Origin of the sequence: Nostoc sp. NMS4, from assembly GCF_017115095.1 — a bacterium.
GTDB lineage: Bacteria > Cyanobacteriota > Cyanobacteriia > Cyanobacteriales > Nostocaceae > Nostoc.
On record NZ_JABXKI010000188.1, the window covers coordinates 1 to 21,460 of the forward strand.

General features: G+C 41.0%; 8 protein-coding genes and 1 pseudogene. 6 read left to right on the top strand and 3 right to left on the bottom strand.

What is annotated here, in order from left to right; translation table 11 throughout:
- Positions 1-197: 197 nt before the first annotated feature.
- The 3 genes from HWQ37_RS16000 to HWQ37_RS16010 all read right to left on the bottom strand — a co-directional run bounded on the left by HWQ37_RS16000 (position 198) and on the right by HWQ37_RS16010 (position 3,890).
- Positions 198-1,202 (bottom strand): NAD-dependent epimerase/dehydratase family protein, encoded by a 1,005-nt coding sequence (locus tag HWQ37_RS16000; RefSeq protein ID WP_292748610.1) that lies wholly within the window; start codon positions 1,200-1,202, stop codon positions 198-200.
- A gap of 237 nt (positions 1,203-1,439) precedes the next feature.
- Entirely contained in the window at positions 1,440-2,618 is a 1,179-nt protein-coding gene (gene devC, locus HWQ37_RS16005; protein WP_292748611.1) for an ABC transporter permease DevC, read from the bottom strand.
- Positions 2,619-2,678: 60 nt separating this feature from the next.
- Positions 2,679-3,890 (bottom strand): ABC exporter membrane fusion protein, encoded by a 1,212-nt coding sequence (locus HWQ37_RS16010; RefSeq protein ID WP_292748612.1) that lies wholly within the window; start codon positions 3,888-3,890, stop codon positions 2,679-2,681.
- Between the two features lie 1,197 nt (positions 3,891-5,087).
- Between HWQ37_RS16010 and HWQ37_RS16015 the strand changes: the two are divergent.
- From HWQ37_RS16015 to HWQ37_RS16040, 6 genes and pseudogenes are all read left to right on the top strand, one after another.
- A pseudogene (locus HWQ37_RS16015) lies at positions 5,088-5,366 on the top strand (hypothetical protein).
- Positions 5,367-5,548: 182 nt separating this feature from the next.
- Positions 5,549-10,891 (top strand): type I polyketide synthase, encoded by a 5,343-nt coding sequence (locus HWQ37_RS16020; RefSeq protein WP_292748613.1) that lies wholly within the window; start codon positions 5,549-5,551, stop codon positions 10,889-10,891.
- 295 nt (positions 10,892-11,186) lie between these two features.
- Positions 11,187-12,893, top strand: a complete 1,707-nt coding sequence (locus HWQ37_RS16025) for an SDR family NAD(P)-dependent oxidoreductase (RefSeq protein ID WP_292748614.1) — start codon at positions 11,187-11,189, stop codon at positions 12,891-12,893.
- 230 nt (positions 12,894-13,123) lie between these two features.
- Positions 13,124-17,875: a PfaB family protein gene (locus HWQ37_RS16030; protein ID WP_292748615.1), complete on the top strand. Its 4,752-nt coding sequence runs from the start codon at positions 13,124-13,126 to the stop codon at positions 17,873-17,875.
- A 352-nt stretch (positions 17,876-18,227) separates the two neighbouring features.
- A complete protein-coding gene (locus tag HWQ37_RS16035; RefSeq protein WP_292748616.1) occupies positions 18,228-19,904 on the top strand; it encodes a PfaD family polyunsaturated fatty acid/polyketide biosynthesis protein in 1,677 nt (558 codons plus the stop codon).
- Between the two features lie 2 nt (positions 19,905-19,906).
- Positions 19,907-21,421 (top strand): thioester reductase domain-containing protein, encoded by a 1,515-nt coding sequence (locus HWQ37_RS16040; RefSeq protein ID WP_292748617.1) that lies wholly within the window; start codon positions 19,907-19,909, stop codon positions 21,419-21,421.
- Positions 21,422-21,460 lie beyond the last annotated feature (39 nt).

A 21,460-nucleotide genomic window follows, 5' to 3' on the forward strand; every position in this document is an offset into this window, starting at 1 on the left:
GTTTCAGCATAATTTTGTAGTCAAAATAAGTGATTTTGGGGTTGATAGAAAGCTGTCTTAGTCAGCTTTTATTCGTGAACTGACTCTTTCAAAGAATGACTTACTCTTCTTTATCTTCATTTTGCAATCATTCTGTTAGCGTAGCGGGGCGTAGCCCATTCTGACTCCTGACTTCTGAATTCTCAAAAATCTGTGGACTATTTCATCAAGCTTTGAATATCTGTTTTTTGCAGCCATTCACGTGTTTGCTGCATACCTAATTCGAGGTCAACTGCTGGTTTGTAATTTAACAAATTTTGGGCTTTAGCAATTGAACAAGCGTAAGGACGAGTCATAAAATCTATAGACTCTGGTAAGATATCAACTTTTTTCCGAAAAAGTTTTTGTCCTTGAACACGTAGCTTTAGAAACAATTTGATTTCATCTTTCGATAATGAAAGGGGTGCTTGTAAACCTTCCATTGCCGCTAAACGCATAAAATACTCTTTCCAAGAAGTTTCTTGTCCGTCGGTGATATTAAATATTTCACCGTAGATTTCTTTTTCTATTGCCAGAAAGATGCCATCAATTAGGTTATCAATATATACATGATTGATTACTCCTTTAGCATCGTTGGCGCAAGCAAATAATTTTTGCCGCATCATCAGAATTGGCCTGACGATCCAGGGAATACTCCCAGGCCCATAAACATCTCCGGCTCGAATAATGATGATGCCAAAATCTGAGGGATTATTCAGTTCTAAAAGTGCTGTTTCTGCTTCTATTTTAGTTTGACAGTAGGGATTATTTTCGCCAGAAAGTGGCCCGGATTCCGTAACACCATCAGGATAGTTGAAACCGTAAACCATCACACTAGAAAGATGCACAAATGTTTTCACACCAGCCTGTTTAGCGGCTTTCGCTATGTTGACAGTACCGCCAACATTTACATCACGAAAATGCTTAATTGCACCAGCTTCTTCGGCAATTTCCTCTGTATGTAAAACGATATCTACTCCCTGACAAGCCTTTTGAGCAATAGTAGAATCGGTGATGCTACCAATAATTACCTCTACACCTAAATTCTGTAATTGTTTGTTCTGTTCTGGAGAACTTTGCAGTCCACGAACCTTCATCCCTTGCGCTATGGCTAACTCGGCTGTACGCAAACCGACAAATTCATTAATTCCAGTAATTAGGAGAGTTTTCTTGTTGAGGTTCATATATTAGGGGTTATACCAATTTTGGATTTTGAATTTATTTTTTACCCCACCCTAACCCTCCCCTTGCAAAGGGGAGGGAACTAGATTTTCCGGTTTCCCCCCTTTATAAGGGGGGATTAAGGGGGGTAATTCGACTTGTGTGTGTGTACCACCGTAGCCCAATATATCGGGGGGTAAGAATGCAATCAAAATCACAGCAAACTACTTTTCAAATAACCTCTGAGTAAGTTATCTTAGTTAGAAAATATCTCCCGGATCTGCGGAGCGGAGTTTGTTGATAGCAAGCGCTCCTGATGTTATACACATTAAAACTGTTGAAGTTAAGACAATCACTGCATTGTTAGTGGTCATAACTATTGGCAGTTTCGTTGATTCGGCGGCAAAACTATATAACAAAACAGAAGTAATAAATCCTGGGATATAACCTAATATTGCCAAAATCAAAGCTTGCTGAAATACCACATTTAATAAATAGCTATTAGCATAACCTATGGCTTTTAAAGTGGCGTAAGCAACGAATTGTGTAGCAATATTGCTGTAAAGAATTTGATAAACAATAACTACGCCAACAACCGCAGCCATTGTCAACATTAAGTTAAGAATAAAACCAATGGGTGTTCTAACAGCCCAATATTTTTTTTCAAAATCAATGAAGCCTTGGCGGGTAAAAACTTGGACATCATTAGGCAAACTTGCTTGTAGATTTTTCAGTACTGTTTCTGCATTAGCACCAGGTTTGAGGGAAATCAAACCAATATCGATCATATCTGCCGGACGAGTATTGGGATTTATCCTCAAGAAAGTAGAGTCACTAACAAGTAAATTTCCGTCTACACCAAAAGAAGGCCCTAATGTGAATAAGCCACCTATTCTAACTCTATAACCAATTAAAGAATTGAAGGGAAATATTTCAATTGTCTGCCCAGTTTCCCCCGCATTAAATTTTTCAGCTATTGGGCCAAACTCTGGGCGAGAACCTCGGTCAAAAAGCACAACATCAGGAATTTTGAGTTTATCTAAATTTTTCTCAACTTCTGGTATGTTCATCACAGGTCTACCTGGATCGAAACCAATAACATATATTGAATATTTCTCGCTAGTTGCGGGATTTTTCAGTTTGGCAAATTGCAAATACATGGGGCTAACTGACTCTACACCCTCAAATCCCAGAGATTGGTATAAACGAGTCCGCGAAAAACTTTGATTTGAGGTCAAAGATTTATATTGCGAACTAACTAAAAATAAATCTCCTTTGAGATTCTGGTGGACTGCGGTTGCACTAGAATAGAGAGCATCTTGAAAACCAAGTTGCACAAACATTAGCAGCACAATAAAACCAATTCCGGCTACAGCTACTAGTAAACGAACTTTTTGCTGGGCTAGCTGTAGCCATGCTAAAGGAATTTTGAAAATCATGGATTTATTTATTATTTGTCATTTGTCATTTGTCACTTGTCATTTGTGAATGACCTATGACTAAATATGAATGGCGACATCGACTTGTAAGTTAGTTAAACGAGCAACCTTTTCGCTATCTGCGGGATTATCGATGGAGATTTTCACTTCAACTATTCTGCGGTCTGTATCGGAACCAGGGTTTATGCTGAAGATGTTTTGCTTGTCAACTTGCCAACCAATCTCTTTTACAGTTCCTTTTATTGTTCCACTAAATGCAGTGCTGTTAATTGTGGCTTTTTGTCCTACACGCACTTTTTGAACATCGGTTTGATACACCTCTGCAATCACATACATTTGAGATGTTTTACCTATCTCAGCAAATCCTTTGCTGGTACTGATGACTTCTCCAGTTTTGGCGTGAATTTTCAAAATTTTGCCATTTATGGGAGATTTGATATAACTTAAATCTAAGTCGGCTTTTGCTTGTTGAACAGATGTTGTTGCACTATTGACTTCGGTTTGTGCGACCTGAACATCTACGCTACGCACTTCACTAATACTAGTAAGTTGTGCTTGTGCTTGCTTGCGTTGTGCTTGGAATGTGTCTTGAGTTCGCTTAAGGGTGGCTTGGGCTTCTGTTAGTTGCTGTTGTGTAGTCTTTAGTTGCAAAGCTTTGGTATCTGCTACAGAAGCCGCGATCGCACCTTGTTTATATAATTGCTGATAGCGATTATTTTCGGCTTGAGCATTATCTACTTCCGCCTGGATGCGGTCAATTGTCGCCTGTTGTGTCGCAACATCCCCTTTATATTGTGGCTCTAAACGAGCGATTACAGCCTTTTGAGCATCGACATCTCCAGTTTTACCTCCAGATTTCACCTGCGCTAATTTCGCTTTGGCAACTTGCAACTGGTCTAAAGCCTGTTGTAAAGCTGTTTTAGAACGACCATAATTTTCTAAATAGGCCAATAATTGCCCAGCCTTAACCGCATCTCCTTCTTTCACCAACAGTCTGTCTACTCGTACCCCATTATTAGAAGTAGGAGCAGTCAAAGTAGTAACTTCGCCTTCTGGCTCCAAACGTCCCAAGGCTGTCACAGCAACTTTCGCAGGTGTGGTGGCAGCTTTTGGAGGGTTGGCTGGCGCTGTCACAACTTTCGGTTTAGACCAATAGGGTGTCAAACTATAGAAAGCGATTAATCCAGCCGCTAAAGTGAGAGAAGCTGCTAAAATTAGTTGCGATCGGCCTGTGGGTTTTGTGAATAATCGACTTTCTTTATTTACTGCCATATTTTCATTCCAATTCTGCTTTTTTAGAGAATATCCTGGTTATATTTAGTCGATTAGAATAGACTCATCTGCAAATTACCAAGAGGGTTTTTACTCTAGGTTTTCTACCTTAATCAAGTAGATGGGTCTAAATTGGTTTTATATGAATTGTTGTACGCTTTTACCGCCCAAACTTACTATTGTGGCGTGAAAATTAATGGCGTGTTACTTCAAAGCTTCCTAAGTTATATCCTAATTTGACATCTAATCCCGTAGCGTAAAATACAATAATGATAGTCAGAAAATTTAACTTTCAAGAAAGACGAAGCGCTAATAAAAATCAACTAAAAACTTTGGCAAACTTGTTATTAACTATGGCGTAAAAGTTGATTATTGTCAACTCATTTAATTTGCATAAGTCCTGATTCTCTAACTCGAATATTTGATAGCAGTAAGATTAGATGCTGAAAAAATGTACCGATCGCTAATCTCTTGTCTAGCCATTGAATACCTACAAATAGTTAGTTATTAAGCAGATTTGATATTACTAACAGATTATGATTATCAAGGTTGTGTAATATAAGACATTCTTCTAGCGATTTCTAGTAGGGTAATTTATCAATTGCTCCTACTTAAGCTATTAACCCTGCAATTGATTACAGAGCGAGTCAGTTTGTAGATGAGATGCAAAATCTGAGCTTTGTTTCGGTTCACTTTTTACTAAAGACTCATTTCACTCATATTATGTTTATCAAGCAACATAGTAAAAATTAACATTTGCTTTATAAATAACCACTTTGCTTCTTAACTTCACTTATATTGAAAAATGACCAAAAGCTTCGAGGTAGAAGGCAGGAAGTAAAAACTGAGATAAATTTCTCACATATTTTTATAGTTATAAATTATACTTTGATGCTGGATTTTATTCAAAACTCACATCGGTAACAGGATATGGTTATTTATAAAATAACTTTAAAGGAATGATTTAGTTTCTGTAAAGTATGTTAGTGTTTTTATTAATTCAATGCTTTAAAGTGGTTATACAAACTAGTTATTTAATTGAGATTTGGAAATTAAAAATAACTAAAGATAACTGCTTCGTCTTCAGCTTGCGATCGTTTGATTACGTTTTCAACTTGCATAAACTCAGATTAAAGGCGGTGTCTTTTCTGTAACGAACTTGTCAACTTTACTGGGTAGAATACCATAAAATATATTATCCCGAACGTTGAAACTAGCCATGACATCGATCGAGATACAGAACGTTGTCTGGTTAGGCTAGATAATCAAACAGTTTCGGGTGAAAAAAGAGTTTCTGTTTCCTTAGCTACTCCTCAGTTTTCATCGCTCCAGTAGGATACCATTGCTCAAAATCTCTACTATTACAAATGGATTGAATTCACTGGTCAAGCAGCTATTACACTCCAAGACTATTTTACCAGTTTTAACAACGTCATCGACCTATTGTCGCAATATCAAAAGTCTAGTGTCGTCTAACATTTTTTTGCGATTGCAGTATGCCAAAATCGCCTATAAATCTAAGGCTTTATGAGGGCAGTATGTGTCGTGTGGTGTTGATTTGGATACGAGCATTTAGCTTACAAGACAAGAGTTTTTGATTATTTAGTAGGCAACAGAAATTACTGTAGCTACACAATCCACAGTACTAACTATGCCCTATGTCTGCTTATTCAATTGATACTGCCTTAGCGGAGTTAGAGAGCCTGATCAATCATTGTGAACAGGCTGTGATGAGGTCTATAGAGGAAAAAAGCATGAAGTCAGATAAGCCAAATAAACCAGTGTCAACTAACAAAATTAACAGACAATTACAACACAATCCTATTGCGATCGTGGGGATGGCTTCTCTATTGCCTCAAGCGAGAAATTTACGGGAATATTGGCAAAATATAGTCAATAAAATTGACTGTATTACTGATGTTCCTTCTACTCATTGGAGTGTTGAGGATTATTACGATCCGAATCCGAGAACTACTGAAGATAAAACCTATTGTAAAAGAGGTGGGTTTCTTCCAGAGGTTGATTTTAACCCGATGGAATTCGGTATCCCACCCAGCATTTTGGAAGTCACAGATGTATCGCAACTATTAAGTTTAGTAGTTGCGAAAGAGGCGATGGAAGATGCAGGTTATGGCGAAAAACGTGAGTTTAGCCGCGAGACTGTTGGGGTAATCTTAGGCGTGGCGATGGCCAAGCAGTTAGGAATGCCACTTTCTGCGAGGTTGGAATATCCTATTTGGGAAAAAGCACTTAAAAGCAGTGGTTTATCTGATGAAGATACGCAAAAAATCGTTGAGAAGATTAAAAGCGCTTATGTGAAATGGGATGAGAATGCTTTCCCTGGAATGTTAGCGAATGTGGTGGCGGGGAGAATTGCCAATCGCCTCAATTTTGGCGGGATGAATTGTGTTGTTGATGCTGCTTGTGCTAGTTCCTTTGGTGCTTTGAAAATGGCAATTAGTGAGCTAGTTGAGCATCGTTCGGATATGATGCTGACTGGTGGTGTTGATACCGATAACACCATTATGGCTTACATATCATTCAGCAAAACACCGGCGGTTTCTCCTAGTGAAAATGTCAAACCTTTTGATGCTAAATCTGATGGGATGATGTTAGGCGAAGGTATTGGGATGATTGTCCTGAAACGTTTGGAAGATGCTGAACGGGACAACGATAAAATCTATGCCGTAATTAAAGGTATTGGTACCTCCAGCGATGGACGTTACAAGAGCATTTATGCTCCTCGGAAAGAAGGCCAAGTTAAAGCTTTAGAACGTGCTTATGAAGATGCCGGCTTCTCTCCCGCTACTGTTGGTTTGATGGAAGCACATGGCACCGGGACAATGGCGGGAGATCCGACAGAATTCGGTTCTTTAAAAGACTACTTTGATGGACATGATTCTAAAAAACAGCACATCGCTTTGGGTAGTGTAAAATCACAAATTGGACACACAAAAGCGGCTGCGGGTGCGGCGAGTTTGATTAAAACTGCTTTGGCTTTACATCACAAAGTATTACCGCCCACTATTAACATTACTGAGCCAAATCCCAAACTCAACATTAAAAATTCATCGTTTTATTTGAATACCGAAACTAGACCTTGGATTCGTCCAGAAGGGGAAGCACCGAGACGCGCTGGGGTGAGTTCTTTTGGGTTTGGTGGTACTAATTATCACGTTGTTTTGGAAGAATATGAAGCCGACCAAAACCACGCTTACCGCTTACATAGTGGTGCTAGTGAAATGCTGTTGTTTGCTCCCACAGTAGAGCAATTGCTGAGTAAATCGGAAGAGATTTTAGGTAAGTTGCGTTCACGAAGTGACTCCGAAGGAGTATCGCCTGAAGCACTTACATACTATGCTCAATTAGTCAATGAGTGCAAATCACAACAGATTCCCCTCTCTGCTGCGAGATTTGGCTTTGTCGCTGAAAATCTCGAAGAAGCTTGCAAGTTGCTGCAAACTAGCATTGACTGGCTAAAACTCAAAGGTTCAGCAGCATCTTGGGAACATCCTCAAGGGATTTATTACCGCGCCTCTGGTATGGAATTGGGCGGAAAAGTTGTCTCTCTATTTTCTGGTCAAGGTTCGCAATACTTGGAGATGGGTCGGGAATTGGTGATGAATTTCCCGTTGATGCGCCGTCTTCATGGCTATATGGATAGCCTGTTAATTAAGGATAATTTACAGCCGCTTTCTGAGATTGTTTTCCCTCATCCTGTGTTTGAGGAAGCCGAAAAAAATGCTCAAATTGCTGCCCTACAGCGCACAGAATACGCTCAACCAGCCATCGGGGTGTTGAGTGCAGGGATGTACAGCATATTGCAACAAGCTGGGTTTAAGTCCGATTTTGTGGCGGGTCACAGCTTTGGAGAACTGACAGCGTTGTGGGCTGCGGGGGTTTTGAGTACTGAAGATTACCTGTTTTTGGTGAAAGCTAGGGGTCAAGCAATGGCTGCACCCGAAGACCCGGATCATGATGCGGGTAGTATGCTGGCTGTTAAAGAAGATATCAGCAAAGTGGAAGCTGTGCTGAGAAATTTTCCGCAGGTTGCGATCGCTAATCAAAATTCTCCCACTCAATTTGTCTTGGCTGGCCCTACCGCAGAAATCGCAAAAGTCAGAGAGATTTTGCACGAGAAAGGATATACAGCTGTATTGTTACCTGTATCAGCAGCGTTCCATACACCGCTAATCGCCTTTGCTCAGAAATCCTTTGCGATCGCTACTAAGTCTGTCAAGTTCCAAAGTCCGAAAATCCCTGTTTACAGCAACGTCACGAGTAAGCAGTATCCGAAGGAAGCCCAAAGCATTCAAAAAATTCTGGAAACGCACCTTTCTAATTCAGTGCTGTTTAAACAGGAAATTGAAAATATCTATGCAGCCGGTGGTACTTGCTTCGTGGAATTTGGGCCGAGGAGAATTTTGAGCAACTTGGTGAAAGATATCCTTGGCGATCGCCCTCATCTTACTGTATCTCTGAACCCCAGCACTCAAAAGAATAGCGATCGCTCCTTACGAGAAGCAGTTGTGCAGTTGCGGGTAATTGGTTTGACTTTGAATAACCTCGATCCCTACCAACTTCCCCAAACTATCCCGCCAATTGAGACAAAGAAGACATTAAATGTCCGTTTGAATGGCATAAACTACAGATCCGAAAAAACGAAAAATGCCTTCGCTTTAGCTTTGCAGGATGGGCATAAAGTCACATTACCCACTCCAGAACATTTTGATGCACCTTTGTTTAGCAGTCCAGGTGTGACTCCGACTCTCGCAGCGATCGAAACTAATGGACATAAAAAAACAGATGCGATCGCTACTAAGATAATCACCCAAACAGAGCAACAAATGAATCCTGTGACCCTTTCACAACCAGCCCAGGAATCTAAGATGCAACCAACACCAGAAAAACTGACAAATTACGAACAACTTTTAGCAAGTTTAGAATATCTCCTGACACAGTTCCAGGAAAATCAAGCCGAGAATTTACAAGTTCACGGTACTTATCTCAACCATCAAATGGAATACGCCAAAGCGTTTTTCCAACTAATGCAACAGCAGAATTCCTTGTTGAGCGAAAGTAAATCAACAGGCGAAACTGCGAAAATGAAGTTAGTTGTCATGGAAAGCTTAGAGCGTAGCATGATGCAGTTTCATTCCCAACAAGGTGAAACTCTACGCATCCATGAGCAATATCTCCAAGAACAGTTGGAATATACGAAAAACTTTTTCCAACTCATCCAGCAAGAATATTCGCAAATTATCTCAGGTGAAGGCGTAAGCCAACTCACAGAGAAACTAAGCGAGTTAATTCCTTTCACCACAGAAGCACCAGTAACCGCCACTACCAAGATAGTAGACAGCCAGCCTGTAACTGAGGCGATCGCTAAAAATGTTACCCAAGTACCTCTACCGGCTGCTGTAGAGCCTGTAGTTGAAACTTCCTACTCCCCCCTTCCGACTCCCCACTTCGCCACTGTCGAGACAATAGAGCCACCTGTCCCAGTTGTAGAACCTCAAGCCGAGGTTGTAGTGAAAATTAGCTCACCTCCAGTCACCGAAGTTGTTGCATTTACCCCAGAACCAGCACCCGTATCTAATGCAACCATCGATATTGTTGACTTGGATAAAAACCTCTTAGCCATCACCAGCGACAAGACGGGCTACCCAGTCGAAATGCTGGAAATGGACATGGATATGGAGGCGGATTTAGGAATTGACTCGATCAAACGGGTAGAAATTCTGGGAGCATTACAGGAAATGTACCCCAACCTACCCAAACCCAATTTAGAAGAACTAGCAGAAAAACGCACCATCGGTCAAGTTGTCGAGTATCTGCAATCCCACGCCTCCAACAGTGTCTCGGTAGAAATTGCCATTCATGAAGTACAACCAGCAATCGAAATTGCAGTAGAGGCTACACCAGTAGTTGAACCTGAAGTCAGCGTAGTTGTCGCATTCACCCCAGAACCCGCAACCAGTGATGAATTTGCCAACTTAGGTGAAACCCTGTTAGCCATCACCAGCGACAAAACCGGCTATCCAGTGGAGATGCTGGAACTGGAAATGGACATGGAAGCCGACTTGGGTATTGATTCCATCAAACGGGTAGAAATCTTAGGGGCGATGCAAGAAATGTACCCCAACTTACCCAAACCGAATATTGAAGAACTCGGAGAACTCCGCACCATCGGTCAAATTGTTGATTACCTACAGCAGTTAGCTGGAGGTGAAAAAAAAAAGTCTGAGCCTGAGTTTGTCCAACAGCCACCGGAATTAGAGCATAGTATCCAGCGCCATCCGGTCAAACTCAGAAGCTTACCACAGCCCGATTATTTGGATTTCACGTTACCAGAGGGACACATCGGTTTAATCACCGATGATGGTTCCCTCACCACCTATAAATTAGCTGAATCCTTAATCGAGAAAGGCTGGAAAGTAGTAGTTATCAGCTTTCCCCAATCGCTCATCGCCCAACAAGCGCCCTTACCCACAGGAGTAACCCGCGTCACCTTGGCTAACTTGAGCGAAGAACATCTCCAACAACAACTCCAAGCGATCGCCTCTCACTGCGGAGCGATTGGGGCTTTCATCCATCTACATCCGATATTTATAGGAAATAACACCGGGAGTATTTCTTATAACGAAGTAGAAAAGGCGATCGTCAAGCACGTATTTTTGATGGCGAAACACCTGAAACCCTCCCTCAACGAAGCCGCAAAGCATGGACGTAGTTGTTTCTGCACAGTTGCTCACCTTGATGGAGCCTTCGGTTTAGAGTATAAAGTCAACTTTGGTGCGATCGGTGCTGGTTTATTCGGATTAACCAAAACCCTCAGATGGGAATGGCCAAAAGTTTTCACCCGTGCGATCGATTTGAGTCCCAGACTTGATGCTAAACAGTCAGTACAAAACATTATCGCCGAACTTCACGACCCCAACCTTTATATAAGTGAAGTTGGCTACGGCTCACAAGGACGAGTTACGATTATCGCCGATTAATTAGTTCTTTGATATAGCAGTCTTATTTGAGTTGTGAAAATTCCTGTTTTTAACGAACCGCAAAGGACGCAAAGAGCGCAAAGAAAAGAAATAAACAGAGAATTTCACAAATTTTTAAGACTGCTATTAGTATGTTTTTACTTTTTTGCTACTACAACAAGATTGCCCATTTCTCTTACTTTGCGACGGCAGTCGCTACAACGGGGGGAACCCCCGCAACGCGCTGCCTCTCCTTTGCGCCCTTTGCGGTTCGTATATCCAAAAAACCAATTTATGCAGGTATTAACGAGGATTTATGATACAAACAGCCCCATCATCAGTCTTTGTCGTGAGCGGCGGTGCAAAAGGGATTACGGCTGAGTGTACTATCAGATTAGCCCAACAGCAACCCTGCAAATTCATTCTCCTCGGTCGCTCCGAACTATTAGAAACCGAACCAGCTTTTGCTCAAAATTCCGATGAATCCGCATTGAAAAAATGCATCATGGAAAATCTTCTTTCCCAAGGAGAGAAGCCCACACCCATGAATGTACAAAAAATATATAACAAAATAACCTCCAGCCGCGAGATTAAAAAGACTCTCGCAGCAATTGAAAAAACCGGAGCGAAAGCAGAATATATCAGCGTCGATGTTACAGATACCCAAGCTTTACAAGAAAAGCTGGCTAATGTTGGGTCGATTACAGGAATCATTCACGGCGCGGGAAACTTAGCTGATAAGTTAATTGAAAAGAAAACAGAAGAGGATTTTGAAAAAGTTTACACCGCCAAAGTTCAAGGCTTAGAAAACCTGTTGGCTTGCGTCAACCCTAATGAACTTCAACATTTAGTTTTGTTTTCTTCCGTAACAGGCTTTTACGGAAATCCTGGACAATCTGATTATGCGATCGCTAATGAAATTCTGAACAAATCAGCCCATATATTTAAGCAAAGTTATCCCTCATGTCATGTAGTCGCTATCAACTGGGGCGCTTGGGATAGTGGAATGGTGACAGCAGAATTAAAGAAGATTTTTCAGGAGCGAAAAATTGAAATAATTCCCATTGCAGTCGGCGCACAAATGCTCGTAAAAGAAATGGATAATACCAATCATGCAACCTCACAAGTTGTTATTGGTAGTCCACTAGTTCCAATGGGGTCGGAGTTAGATTCAGAACTACGAACTTATCGTATTCGTCGCCAAATGACATTAGAGGCTAATCCATTTTTATACGATCATACTATTGCTGGTTCTCCAGTTTTGCCAGCAACTTGTGCAATGACCTGGATTATCAATGCCTGTGAACAATTATATCCTGGTTATCGGTTGTTTAATTACCAAGACTTTAAAGTTTTGAAGGGGATTACTTTCAATGAAACATTAGCGAAAGAACACATTTTAGAAATCGAGGAAATTGCTAAAGTTAACTTAGAAAGAATCGAACTTAAAGCCAAAATTTCGAGTAAAAACCCAGAAGGGAGAATTCATTATCATTTTAGCGCTCAACTCAATCTCCAGCGAGAAATCCCAGATATACCAACTTATGAATCTCTCAATCTCGAAGAAGATAATATCATCACCGCTACCGGAAAAGACTTTTATCAAAATGGTGGGGCGACATTATTTCATGGCCCCGGTTTTCAAGAAATCAAAAGAGTTTTAAACATCAGTCCTGAAAAAATTACAACAGAATGCCTTTGGCCAGAACTCACAGCACAACAACAAGGACAATTCCCCGTCCAATGGGTAAATCCTTACACAACAGACTTGAGTATGCACGCCTTATGGGTTTGGACACAACACTTTCATGAAGAAGGTTGTTTACCTGGAAAAGTCGAAAAATTTGAACAATTTGCGATGATACCACATAACGAAACATTTTACGTTTCTTGTGAAGTACTAGCCAAGACATCGAGTAGTGCGATCGCTAACTTTAGCATACACGATCGCCAAGGTAAAATCTATTCACGAATGCTCGGCGCTCACGCTATTATTTGGTCAATGAAATTGCTTAGAAGCTAATAATCTTCCTTTACCACTCAACATCCATATAGCAATCCTAAATCAGTTGTAAAAAACTCTCTTTATTCTTCTCTCTGCGCTCTCTGCGCCTCTGTGGTTCGATTAAAAACAGTATTTTTCACAACTCAAATAGGATTGCTATAACTTGCCACTTCAAAGTTTGGGGAACAGCGTAAATCCTGCCTGTTAAATATCTCTTGCTAAATACCCAAACTCGGAGCATATAAATCGTGGAAAAAATAGCCATCATCGCATTATCATGCCTATTCCCCGATGCTAAAAATCCTGAAGAATACTGGCAAAATATCGTCAATCAAAAAGATTCGACATCCTCTGCAACCGTCGAAGAAATCGGAGTAGACCCGACAATATTTCACAATCCAGTCAAAGGTACACCAGACAAAACTTATTCCCTCAAAGGCGGTTACATCCGCAACTTCCAGTTTAATCCATCTGAATACAATCTACCATCAGAATTTGTTGCTGGTTTAGATAACACCTTCAAATGGTCATTGTATGCGGCTAAACAAGCAATTTTACAGAGTGGTTATTGGGGTAATCAAACTGTTCTTGCAAAATGCGGCGTAATTTTAGGTAATTTGTCATTCCCAACAAAATTATCTAATCAATTATTCTCTCCAATATACCAGCAATCTATTACCCCTGCCGTCAGAGAACTTTTGCAGTATGAAGACTTTGATTTAGCTGCTCTCCCAAGTGCAACTAAAGCGTCTTTTCACAATGCTTTGATATCTGGCTTACCAGCATCTATCATTGCTCAAGCTCTATCTCTATCCCAGATTAATTTATGTCTGGATGCTGCTTGTTCGTCATCATTTTACGCGATTAAACTAGCATCTCATTACTTATGGTCACACAAAGCTGATGTCATGTTAGCTGGAGCTATAAGTTGTGCTGATTCCCTATTCGTGCGAATGTTGTTTTCCGGTGTTCAAGGGTATGCAGAAAACGGTATCAGCCGCCCCTTAGATAAATCATCGAGAGGGCTAATTCCCGCCGATGGTGTGGGGATGGTGATGCTGAAAAGATATTCTGATGCCGTTAGCGATGGCGATAATATTCTCGCTACTATCTGCGGTAATGGACTCTCGAATGATGGGAAGGGTAAACATTTACTCAGTCCAAATCCTAAAGGACAAGTCCTAGCATTTGAACGAGCCTATAATGAGGCAAATTTTAGTCCCAAAACTATCGATTATTTAGAGTGTCACGCCACCGGCACATTGCTAGGAGATACAACCGAATTCAACTCCATCGAAACATTCTTTGGTCAAAATCAAGCTGCGCCTCTAGTGGGTTCTGCTAAGGCAAATACTGGTCACTTGCTAACTGCTGCTGGCATGGTTGGCTTGACTAAAGTGATTTTGAGTATGTCTCATGGTGTAATTCCAGCAACCATGAATGTTTCGGAACCTTTAACATCAGAAAAAAGTACAATTTCTGCCGATAAAATTGTTAGAACAGCTACAGCATGGCCGGATAATAACACATCCATTAAACGGGCTGCTATTAGTGCTTTTGGATTTGGCGGCACTAATTCTCATCTGATTTTAGAACAAGGAAATACAACACAATCAGTTGAATCAAGTCCACCTGTTCCACCTGCCAAAATTGCGATTGTTGGCATGGATGCCTTTTTTGGTAACTGCAATGGCTTAGATGCTTTTGAACGCAGCATTTATGATGGAACACAACATTTTACTTCCCTACCGCCTCAAAGATGGCATGGGATAGAAAATCAAGAGAATGTCCTGAAAGAGTACGGTTTAACAGATGGTAAAGCACCAGTAGGGGCATATATCAAAGATTTTGAAATCGATACTTTATCGTGCAAAATCCCACCAAATGAGATAGAAAAGTTAAACCCACAACAATTATTGCTCTTGAAGGTTAGCGATCGCGCCGTCAAAGATGCGAAACTACAAGAGGGTGGCAATGTCGCAGTTATAGTCGCTGCCGAGACAGAATTCTCTGTGCATCAGCTACAACAACGATGGAATCTATCATGGCAAGTTAAGGACGGCTTACTTAACCAAGGAATTTCTCTACCTGCTGAACAACTGGCGCAACTGGAAACCATTGTCAAAGATAGCATTCACCAACCAGTAGAAATCGGCGAATATGTGAGTCACATCGCCAACATCATGGCAAGCCGGATTTCTGCTTTATGGAATTTCACTGGCCCTGCATTCACCGTCAGCGCTGGCGAAAATTCCGCCCTCAAAGCCTTGGAAGTTGCCCAAATGCTACTCGCTACTGGAGAAGTAGACGCGGTGGTTGTGGGTGCGGTAGATTTAGCCGGCGGTGTGGAAAATGTCTTATTCCGCAGCCAATTTGCCCCAATTAATACGGGTGTGAATACGTTGGGTTACGACCAACAAGCTAATGGCTGGACGGTTGGTGAAGGTGCCGGTGCTGTCGTCCTCAAACGCTACGAAGCTGCGAAGGAAGATAATGAACGCATCTATGCAGTAATTGATGCTATGAGTTTCGCACAAGGTAATTCTACTTTGGGTAACACTCAGGTAAAACCTGATGCCTCAGCTATCAGTGATGTCTGCAAACAAGCTTTCCAGATGGCGGAGATTCAACCCACCGAGGTTAACTATGTGGAAGTCTTCGGTAGTGGCGTTCCCCAGGAGGATGAAGCGGAAATTACAGGTTTACTGCAAGCTTATCCGAAAGTGGGCAATGGTTTGCATTGTGCATTGGGCAGCGTCAAAGCCAATATCGGCCACACCTATACAGCATCGGGAATTGCTAGCTTAATCAAAACCTCCCTCTGTCTTTATTACAGGTATATTCCCGCCACACCCAAATGGTCTGGTGTCAAAACACCGCAAGTATGGGAAGGTAGCCCTTTCTATGTGGCAATGGAATCAAGACCTTGGTTTGTCGATAAAGGCGGCACACGCAGAATAGCAGCAATTAATAGTATGGGTATAGATGGGAGTTACGCCCATTTAATCTTATCGGAGGAACCCAGCCAAGAGGAGCGGGATAACAGATATTTGCAACAAATGCCTTTTCATCTGTTTCCGATAGCAGTTAGCGATCGCACCACCATTTCCGATCTTCTAAACAATCTCCAACATACCATAGAAGCGAGTTCTTCTTTATCAGCTACCGCCAGCGAGACATTTGCTACCTTTGAACAGCATTCTAATCCAAAATACGTCTTATCAATTACAGGACGTAACACAAAAGATTTACTCAAAGAAATTGAATCTGCCCGCAAAGGTGTAAATAATGCCTTTGAAAACGGCACAGATTGGCAAACACCTTTAGGAAGTTATTTCACAGCGAAACCATTGGGTAAAACTGGGGCAGTTGCTTATGTTTACCCCGCAGCCGTCAATTCTTATATTGGCATTGGTCGCAGTGTATTCCGATTATTTCCAAAAGTATTCGAGGACTTAAAAAGTAACAACCTCTACAACCGGGCTGCCGATGTTGAAAAACTGGTTTATCCCAGAAGTTTACCTAAATTGGCAACTAGGCAACTAGAAACACTCGAAAAGCAATTGTTAGATGATTCACTGGCAATGTTTGAAAGTGAAATCGCCTTTGCTAGATACATGACGGCAATTTTTCGAGATGATTTTCAAGTCAAGCCACAATCTGTTTTTGGGTATAGTTTGGGTGAAACTAGCATGATGGTTGCCCAAGGAGTTTGGAGTGATTTTGAGGGCGGAAGTAACACCTTAAACTCATCACCTCTATTTGGCGATAAGTTATCTGGTCCGAAAAATGCTGTGCGTGAATATTGGGGATTAACAGATTCACCAAACAACAATTTTTGGAATACCTATGTTCTCATGGCTACTCCATCCCAAGTTAGAGAATGCCTAAAACATGAGAATCGTGTCTACTTAACTCAAATAAATACACCAGAAGAAGTATTAATTGCTGGTGAAGATGCCGCCTGTAAGCGAGTGATTACAACATTAGGTTGCAACTCTTTCCCCGCTCCCTTCGACCATGTGATACATTGTGAAGCGATGCGATCGCAGTACGAAGAAATCAAGAAAGTAAACACCTTACCATCGCAAAATCTCCCCGGTATCGTTTTTTACTCAGCCGCCGATTATCAGCCAATTCTTCTAGAAAGTAATGTAATTGCTCACAACATCGCCAAAGGATTATGCCAAGAACTTGATTTTCCGCAATTAGTTAATCGTGTCTACGGCGATGGAGTCAAAATATTTCTAGAAGCAGGTGCCGGTAACGTTTGTTCACGATGGATTGATAAAATTCTCGACAAAAAAGAACACATCACAGTCTCTCTAAATCGTCGAGGGATGGATGACCATGCTGCAATGGTCAAAGCATTAGCAAAACTACTCAGTCATCAAGTCAACGTGGATTTATCACCACTGTATAGCAAAGCCCAAGAAACTGCTAATAAAAGTAAAGCAACATTGAGAACAGTTACCTTGGGTGGAAAAGCAATTGCGGCTACAATTTTGAGCGACGAAAATCGCAAAATAGTTAAAGATTTGATTGGGGATATTAGGAGCGAACGCTTCAAAAAACAGCATCTAAATATACCTAATCTCCAACAATCTGAAATCACAGATTATCTTAACACCTCCAAGCAAAAAAACCAACAAGAAAATTACTCCCTTAACATCTTGCCTCAACCAGAAGAAGTAAAACCGAAAAATATCATTGATAACGGTTTTGAAACGAAAGAACAATTACAATCTTCTGAGTCAAACGCAATTGGGCTGCAAAATCCTGCTTCTTCCCCACCAGTCATCACTCAAAAAATTAGTAGCATCATCAGCATGTTCGATTTAAATAAGACCCAGTATCAAAAGCTCAATGCGAATAATTCCAAGATAACCAAAGCACACACAGCCTTCTTACAAGCTAGACAAGATTACAGTCAACAAATGAGCGAAATAATTCAATTACAACTAGCTTGCGCCCAAAACTTGCTCAACGAAGAATCTTAATAAGTAGGTAGGCGCAATTAAAGCTAACTAGCTAAGGCTGTCATTTGTCCTTTGTCATTGGTCATTAGTAAGGGTTTTAAGCCTATTTACGTTTCGTAGCATACTTGAATTTTTTCGCGCCAACTTACTTATCTCATACCAATTCTCTCTAAACTTTCTCTTCCTTCGCGCCCTTTGCGTCCTTTGCGGTTCGTTTAATTATTTATTACGTGCATCTCCAAGAGAATTGGTATTACTATCTTCCTCTGTGTTCTCTGCGCCTCTGCGGTTCGTAAAAAATAAAACCTAGACTCCGATAAAAAGTCTACACCCTTCATATCATCCATTGCTTGTAAACCGAGGGATAACTGACGTGACAACCGTAGATACGGTACTAAGTAAACACGATAATGGCCTTAACTTCTCCCCCTGGTCTTATAACAAAAACCAGGTTTGGAAAGGTTCTTTAGAAACAGTATCTTTCGAGAAACAAACCATCAAAAATAAATTGATGGTATTAGATAAACCCTGCTACATCGTGAAAATTGCCGGAAAAATCGGAGTCACGAACGAGGGTTATTTATCCCCAGGTGATAATGGCACAACAGCACAAATAGAACTGCTAACATTTGCCGCCCCAATCCGTATCCAACAATTTGGAGATCCCAATTTTCTCTCCTCTCATGGAGTAAAATATGCTTATGTTACCGGCGCAATGGCTGGCGGAATTGCTTCTGAAGAAATGGTCATTGCACTCGGAAAAGAGCAAATTTTGAGTTCCTTCGGTGCAGGTGGTTTAACCCCAGAACGTTTGGAAGCAGCCATTAATCGAATTCAACAAGCTTTACCTCAAGGGCCTTATGCATTTAATTTAATTCACAGCCCCAACGAACCTGCGATTGAACGCCGCGCTGTGGATTTATATCTCAAATATCAAGTGAGAACAGTAGAAGCGTCTGCATTTCTCGACTTAACCCCCAACATTGTTTATTACCGCGTTGCTGGGTTGGGGTTAAATAACGCCAATCAAATTGAAATCAAAAATAAAGTCATTGCCAAAATTTCCCGCCGAGAAGTTGCTACAAAATTTCTGCAACCAGCGCCAGCCAGAATTATCAAAGAACTTCTAGAACAAGGATTAATTAGCGAGTTACAAGCAACCCTTGCAGCTAAAGTTCCGATGGCTGATGATATTACCGTCGAGGCTGATTCTGGAGGACATACAGATAACCGTCCCCTGGTTTGTTTGCTGCCTTCTATTATTGCCTTGCGCGATGAAATTCAAGCCCAATATCATTACCAAACACCAATTAGAATTGGCGTAGCAGGGGGAATTGGAACACCACAATCAGCATTAGCAGCTTTTATGATGGGTGCTGCTTATGTAATGACTGGTTCCATTAATCAATCATGCGTTGAATCTGGGGCTTGTGAACATACCAAAAAATTATTAGCCCAAGCAGAAATGGCTGATATGATAATGGCACCAGCAGCCGATATGTTTGAAATGGGAGTTAAATTACAAGTTCTCAAACGGGGTACAATGTTCCCCATGCGAGCGCAGAAATTATTTGAACTCTATCGCGCTTATGATTCCATTGAAAGCATCCCCCTCGCAGAAAGAGAGAAATTAGAAAAACAAGTTTTTCGCAAAACTATTGCTGAAGTATGGGAAGGAACGGCGGCTTATTTATCCCAAAAGAATCCTGAGAAACTGGGGAAAGCAGTCAATAATCCTAAACTGAAAATGGCGTTGATTTTTCGCTGGTATTTAGGATTATCTTCTCGTTGGTCTAGTTCTGGTGAAAAAGGTAGAGAAGTCGATTATCAAATTTGGTGTGGCCCGGCAATGGGCGGTTTCAATGACTGGGTACGCGGTTCCTACCTGTCTGAACCAAATAATCGTCAGGTAGTTGATGTTGCTAATCAAATTATGACTGGTGCAGCCTTTTTGTACCGTGTCCAAAATTTGAAAATTCAAGGGCTACAAGCTTCCGATTATTACAGTCAATATCACCCTGTTCGTTCTACATCATTGTTGGAGATTTAAAAATGACTATAAAACAGTCTTTCACAGCAGACGATATTCAAGTATTTTTGGTATCTAACTTAGCTAAGTTGCTAGGAGTAGCAACTGATGAAATAGATGTCAAAGAACATTTAGAAAACTATGGGTTGGATTCAGCCCAAGCAATGATTCTGGTAAGTAACTTAGAAAAACTACTAGGATTTCAACCATCTCCCTTGCTTTTGTGGCATTACCCAAATATTGAAGCCCTTTCACAGCGTTTAGCTGAAGAAGTGCAAGAAGGTTCACCGATTCAAGATACAGGGGTGAAATCCTCTAATGCCAATGTTGCACCCTCAATTCTAGATTTAAGTGCTGAGGCTGTTCTTGACCCCACCATCAATCCCGGTGCTGCATCTAATGCGCCTGTAGCTGAACCCAAAAACATCTTTTTAACTGGAGGAACAGGCTTTTTAGGAGCTTTTATCATCCGGGAATTGCTACAAGAAACCAAGGCGGATATATATTGTTTAGTACGTGCTGCTAATGCCGAAGAAGGCAAAAGCAAACTCCAAAAGAATCTCGAACAGTATGCAATTTGGCAGGAAGAATTTAACTCCAGAATTATTCCGATTGTCGGCGATTTATCTCAGCCTTTATTAGGTGTTGGTTCTGAACAGTTTCAAATTTTAGCTGCAAATATTGATACTATTTATCATAGTGCTGCTTTGTTGAATTATGTTTTCCCATATTCAGCACTGAAAACAGCGAATGTTTTAGGAACGCAGGAAGTTTTGAGATTAGCTTGTCAAACAAAAGTCAAGCCTGTACATTACGTTTCTAGTGTTGCTGTTTTTGAATCCACTGCTTATGCTGGCAAGGTTGTCAAAGAGCAGGATGAATTCAATCATTGGGAAGGTATTTATCTTGGTTACTCACAAACTAAATGGGTAGCCGAAAAGTTAGTCAAAATTGCCCGTGACCGGGGACTTCCTGTAACTATCCACAGACCACCACTGATTTCTGGTGATAGTAAAACAGGCATTTGTAACACACATGACTTTATCAATTTGATGACCAAGGGCTGTCTACAAATGGGAAGTTTCCCTGATGTAGATTATATGTTAGATATGTCTCCTGTGGACTATGTAAGTAAAGCCATTGTTTATCTATCACGGCAGAAGGAATCTATAGGCAAAGCTTTCAATTTACAGCATCCTCAACCTGTTTCCTTGAAAATATTAGTTGATTGGATACGCTCTTTTGGTTATTCAGTTGAGATGATTCCCTACGAAAAATGGCAATCAGAGTTAATCAATAATGTGTCTTCTGTGGACAATCCTTTATATACTCTGCGACCATTTTTACTGGAACGCTGGTCTGATGAACAACTGACTATTCCTGATTTGTATCTGCAAGCTAGAAGACCTCATATTAGTTGCCAAGATACTCTCCATGCACTAGCAGGTAGTTCTATTGTTTGTCCGCCAATTGATTCTCAATTGTTTATGACTTATACGGCTTACTTGATTCAAAGCGGGTTTTTGAATATTGCTTAGAATTAGACGCGATGAATCGGTTTAGAAGTAGACGCGATG

Bases quoted from the DNA above. Each gene is read 5' to 3' on its own strand.
- HWQ37_RS16000 (WP_292748610.1), bottom strand. From the start codon at position 1,202: ATGAACCTCAACAAGAAAACTCTCCTAATTACTGGAATTAATGAATTT.
- devC (WP_292748611.1), bottom strand. From the start codon at position 2,618: ATGATTTTCAAAATTCCTTTAGCATGGCTACAGCTAGCCCAGCAAAAA.
- HWQ37_RS16010 (WP_292748612.1), bottom strand. From the start codon at position 3,890: ATGGCAGTAAATAAAGAAAGTCGATTATTCACAAAACCCACAGGCCGA.
- HWQ37_RS16020 (WP_292748613.1), top strand. From the start codon at position 5,549: ATGTCTGCTTATTCAATTGATACTGCCTTAGCGGAGTTAGAGAGCCTG.
- HWQ37_RS16025 (WP_292748614.1), top strand. From the start codon at position 11,187: ATGATACAAACAGCCCCATCATCAGTCTTTGTCGTGAGCGGCGGTGCA.
- HWQ37_RS16040 (WP_292748617.1), top strand. From the start codon at position 19,907: ATGACTATAAAACAGTCTTTCACAGCAGACGATATTCAAGTATTTTTG.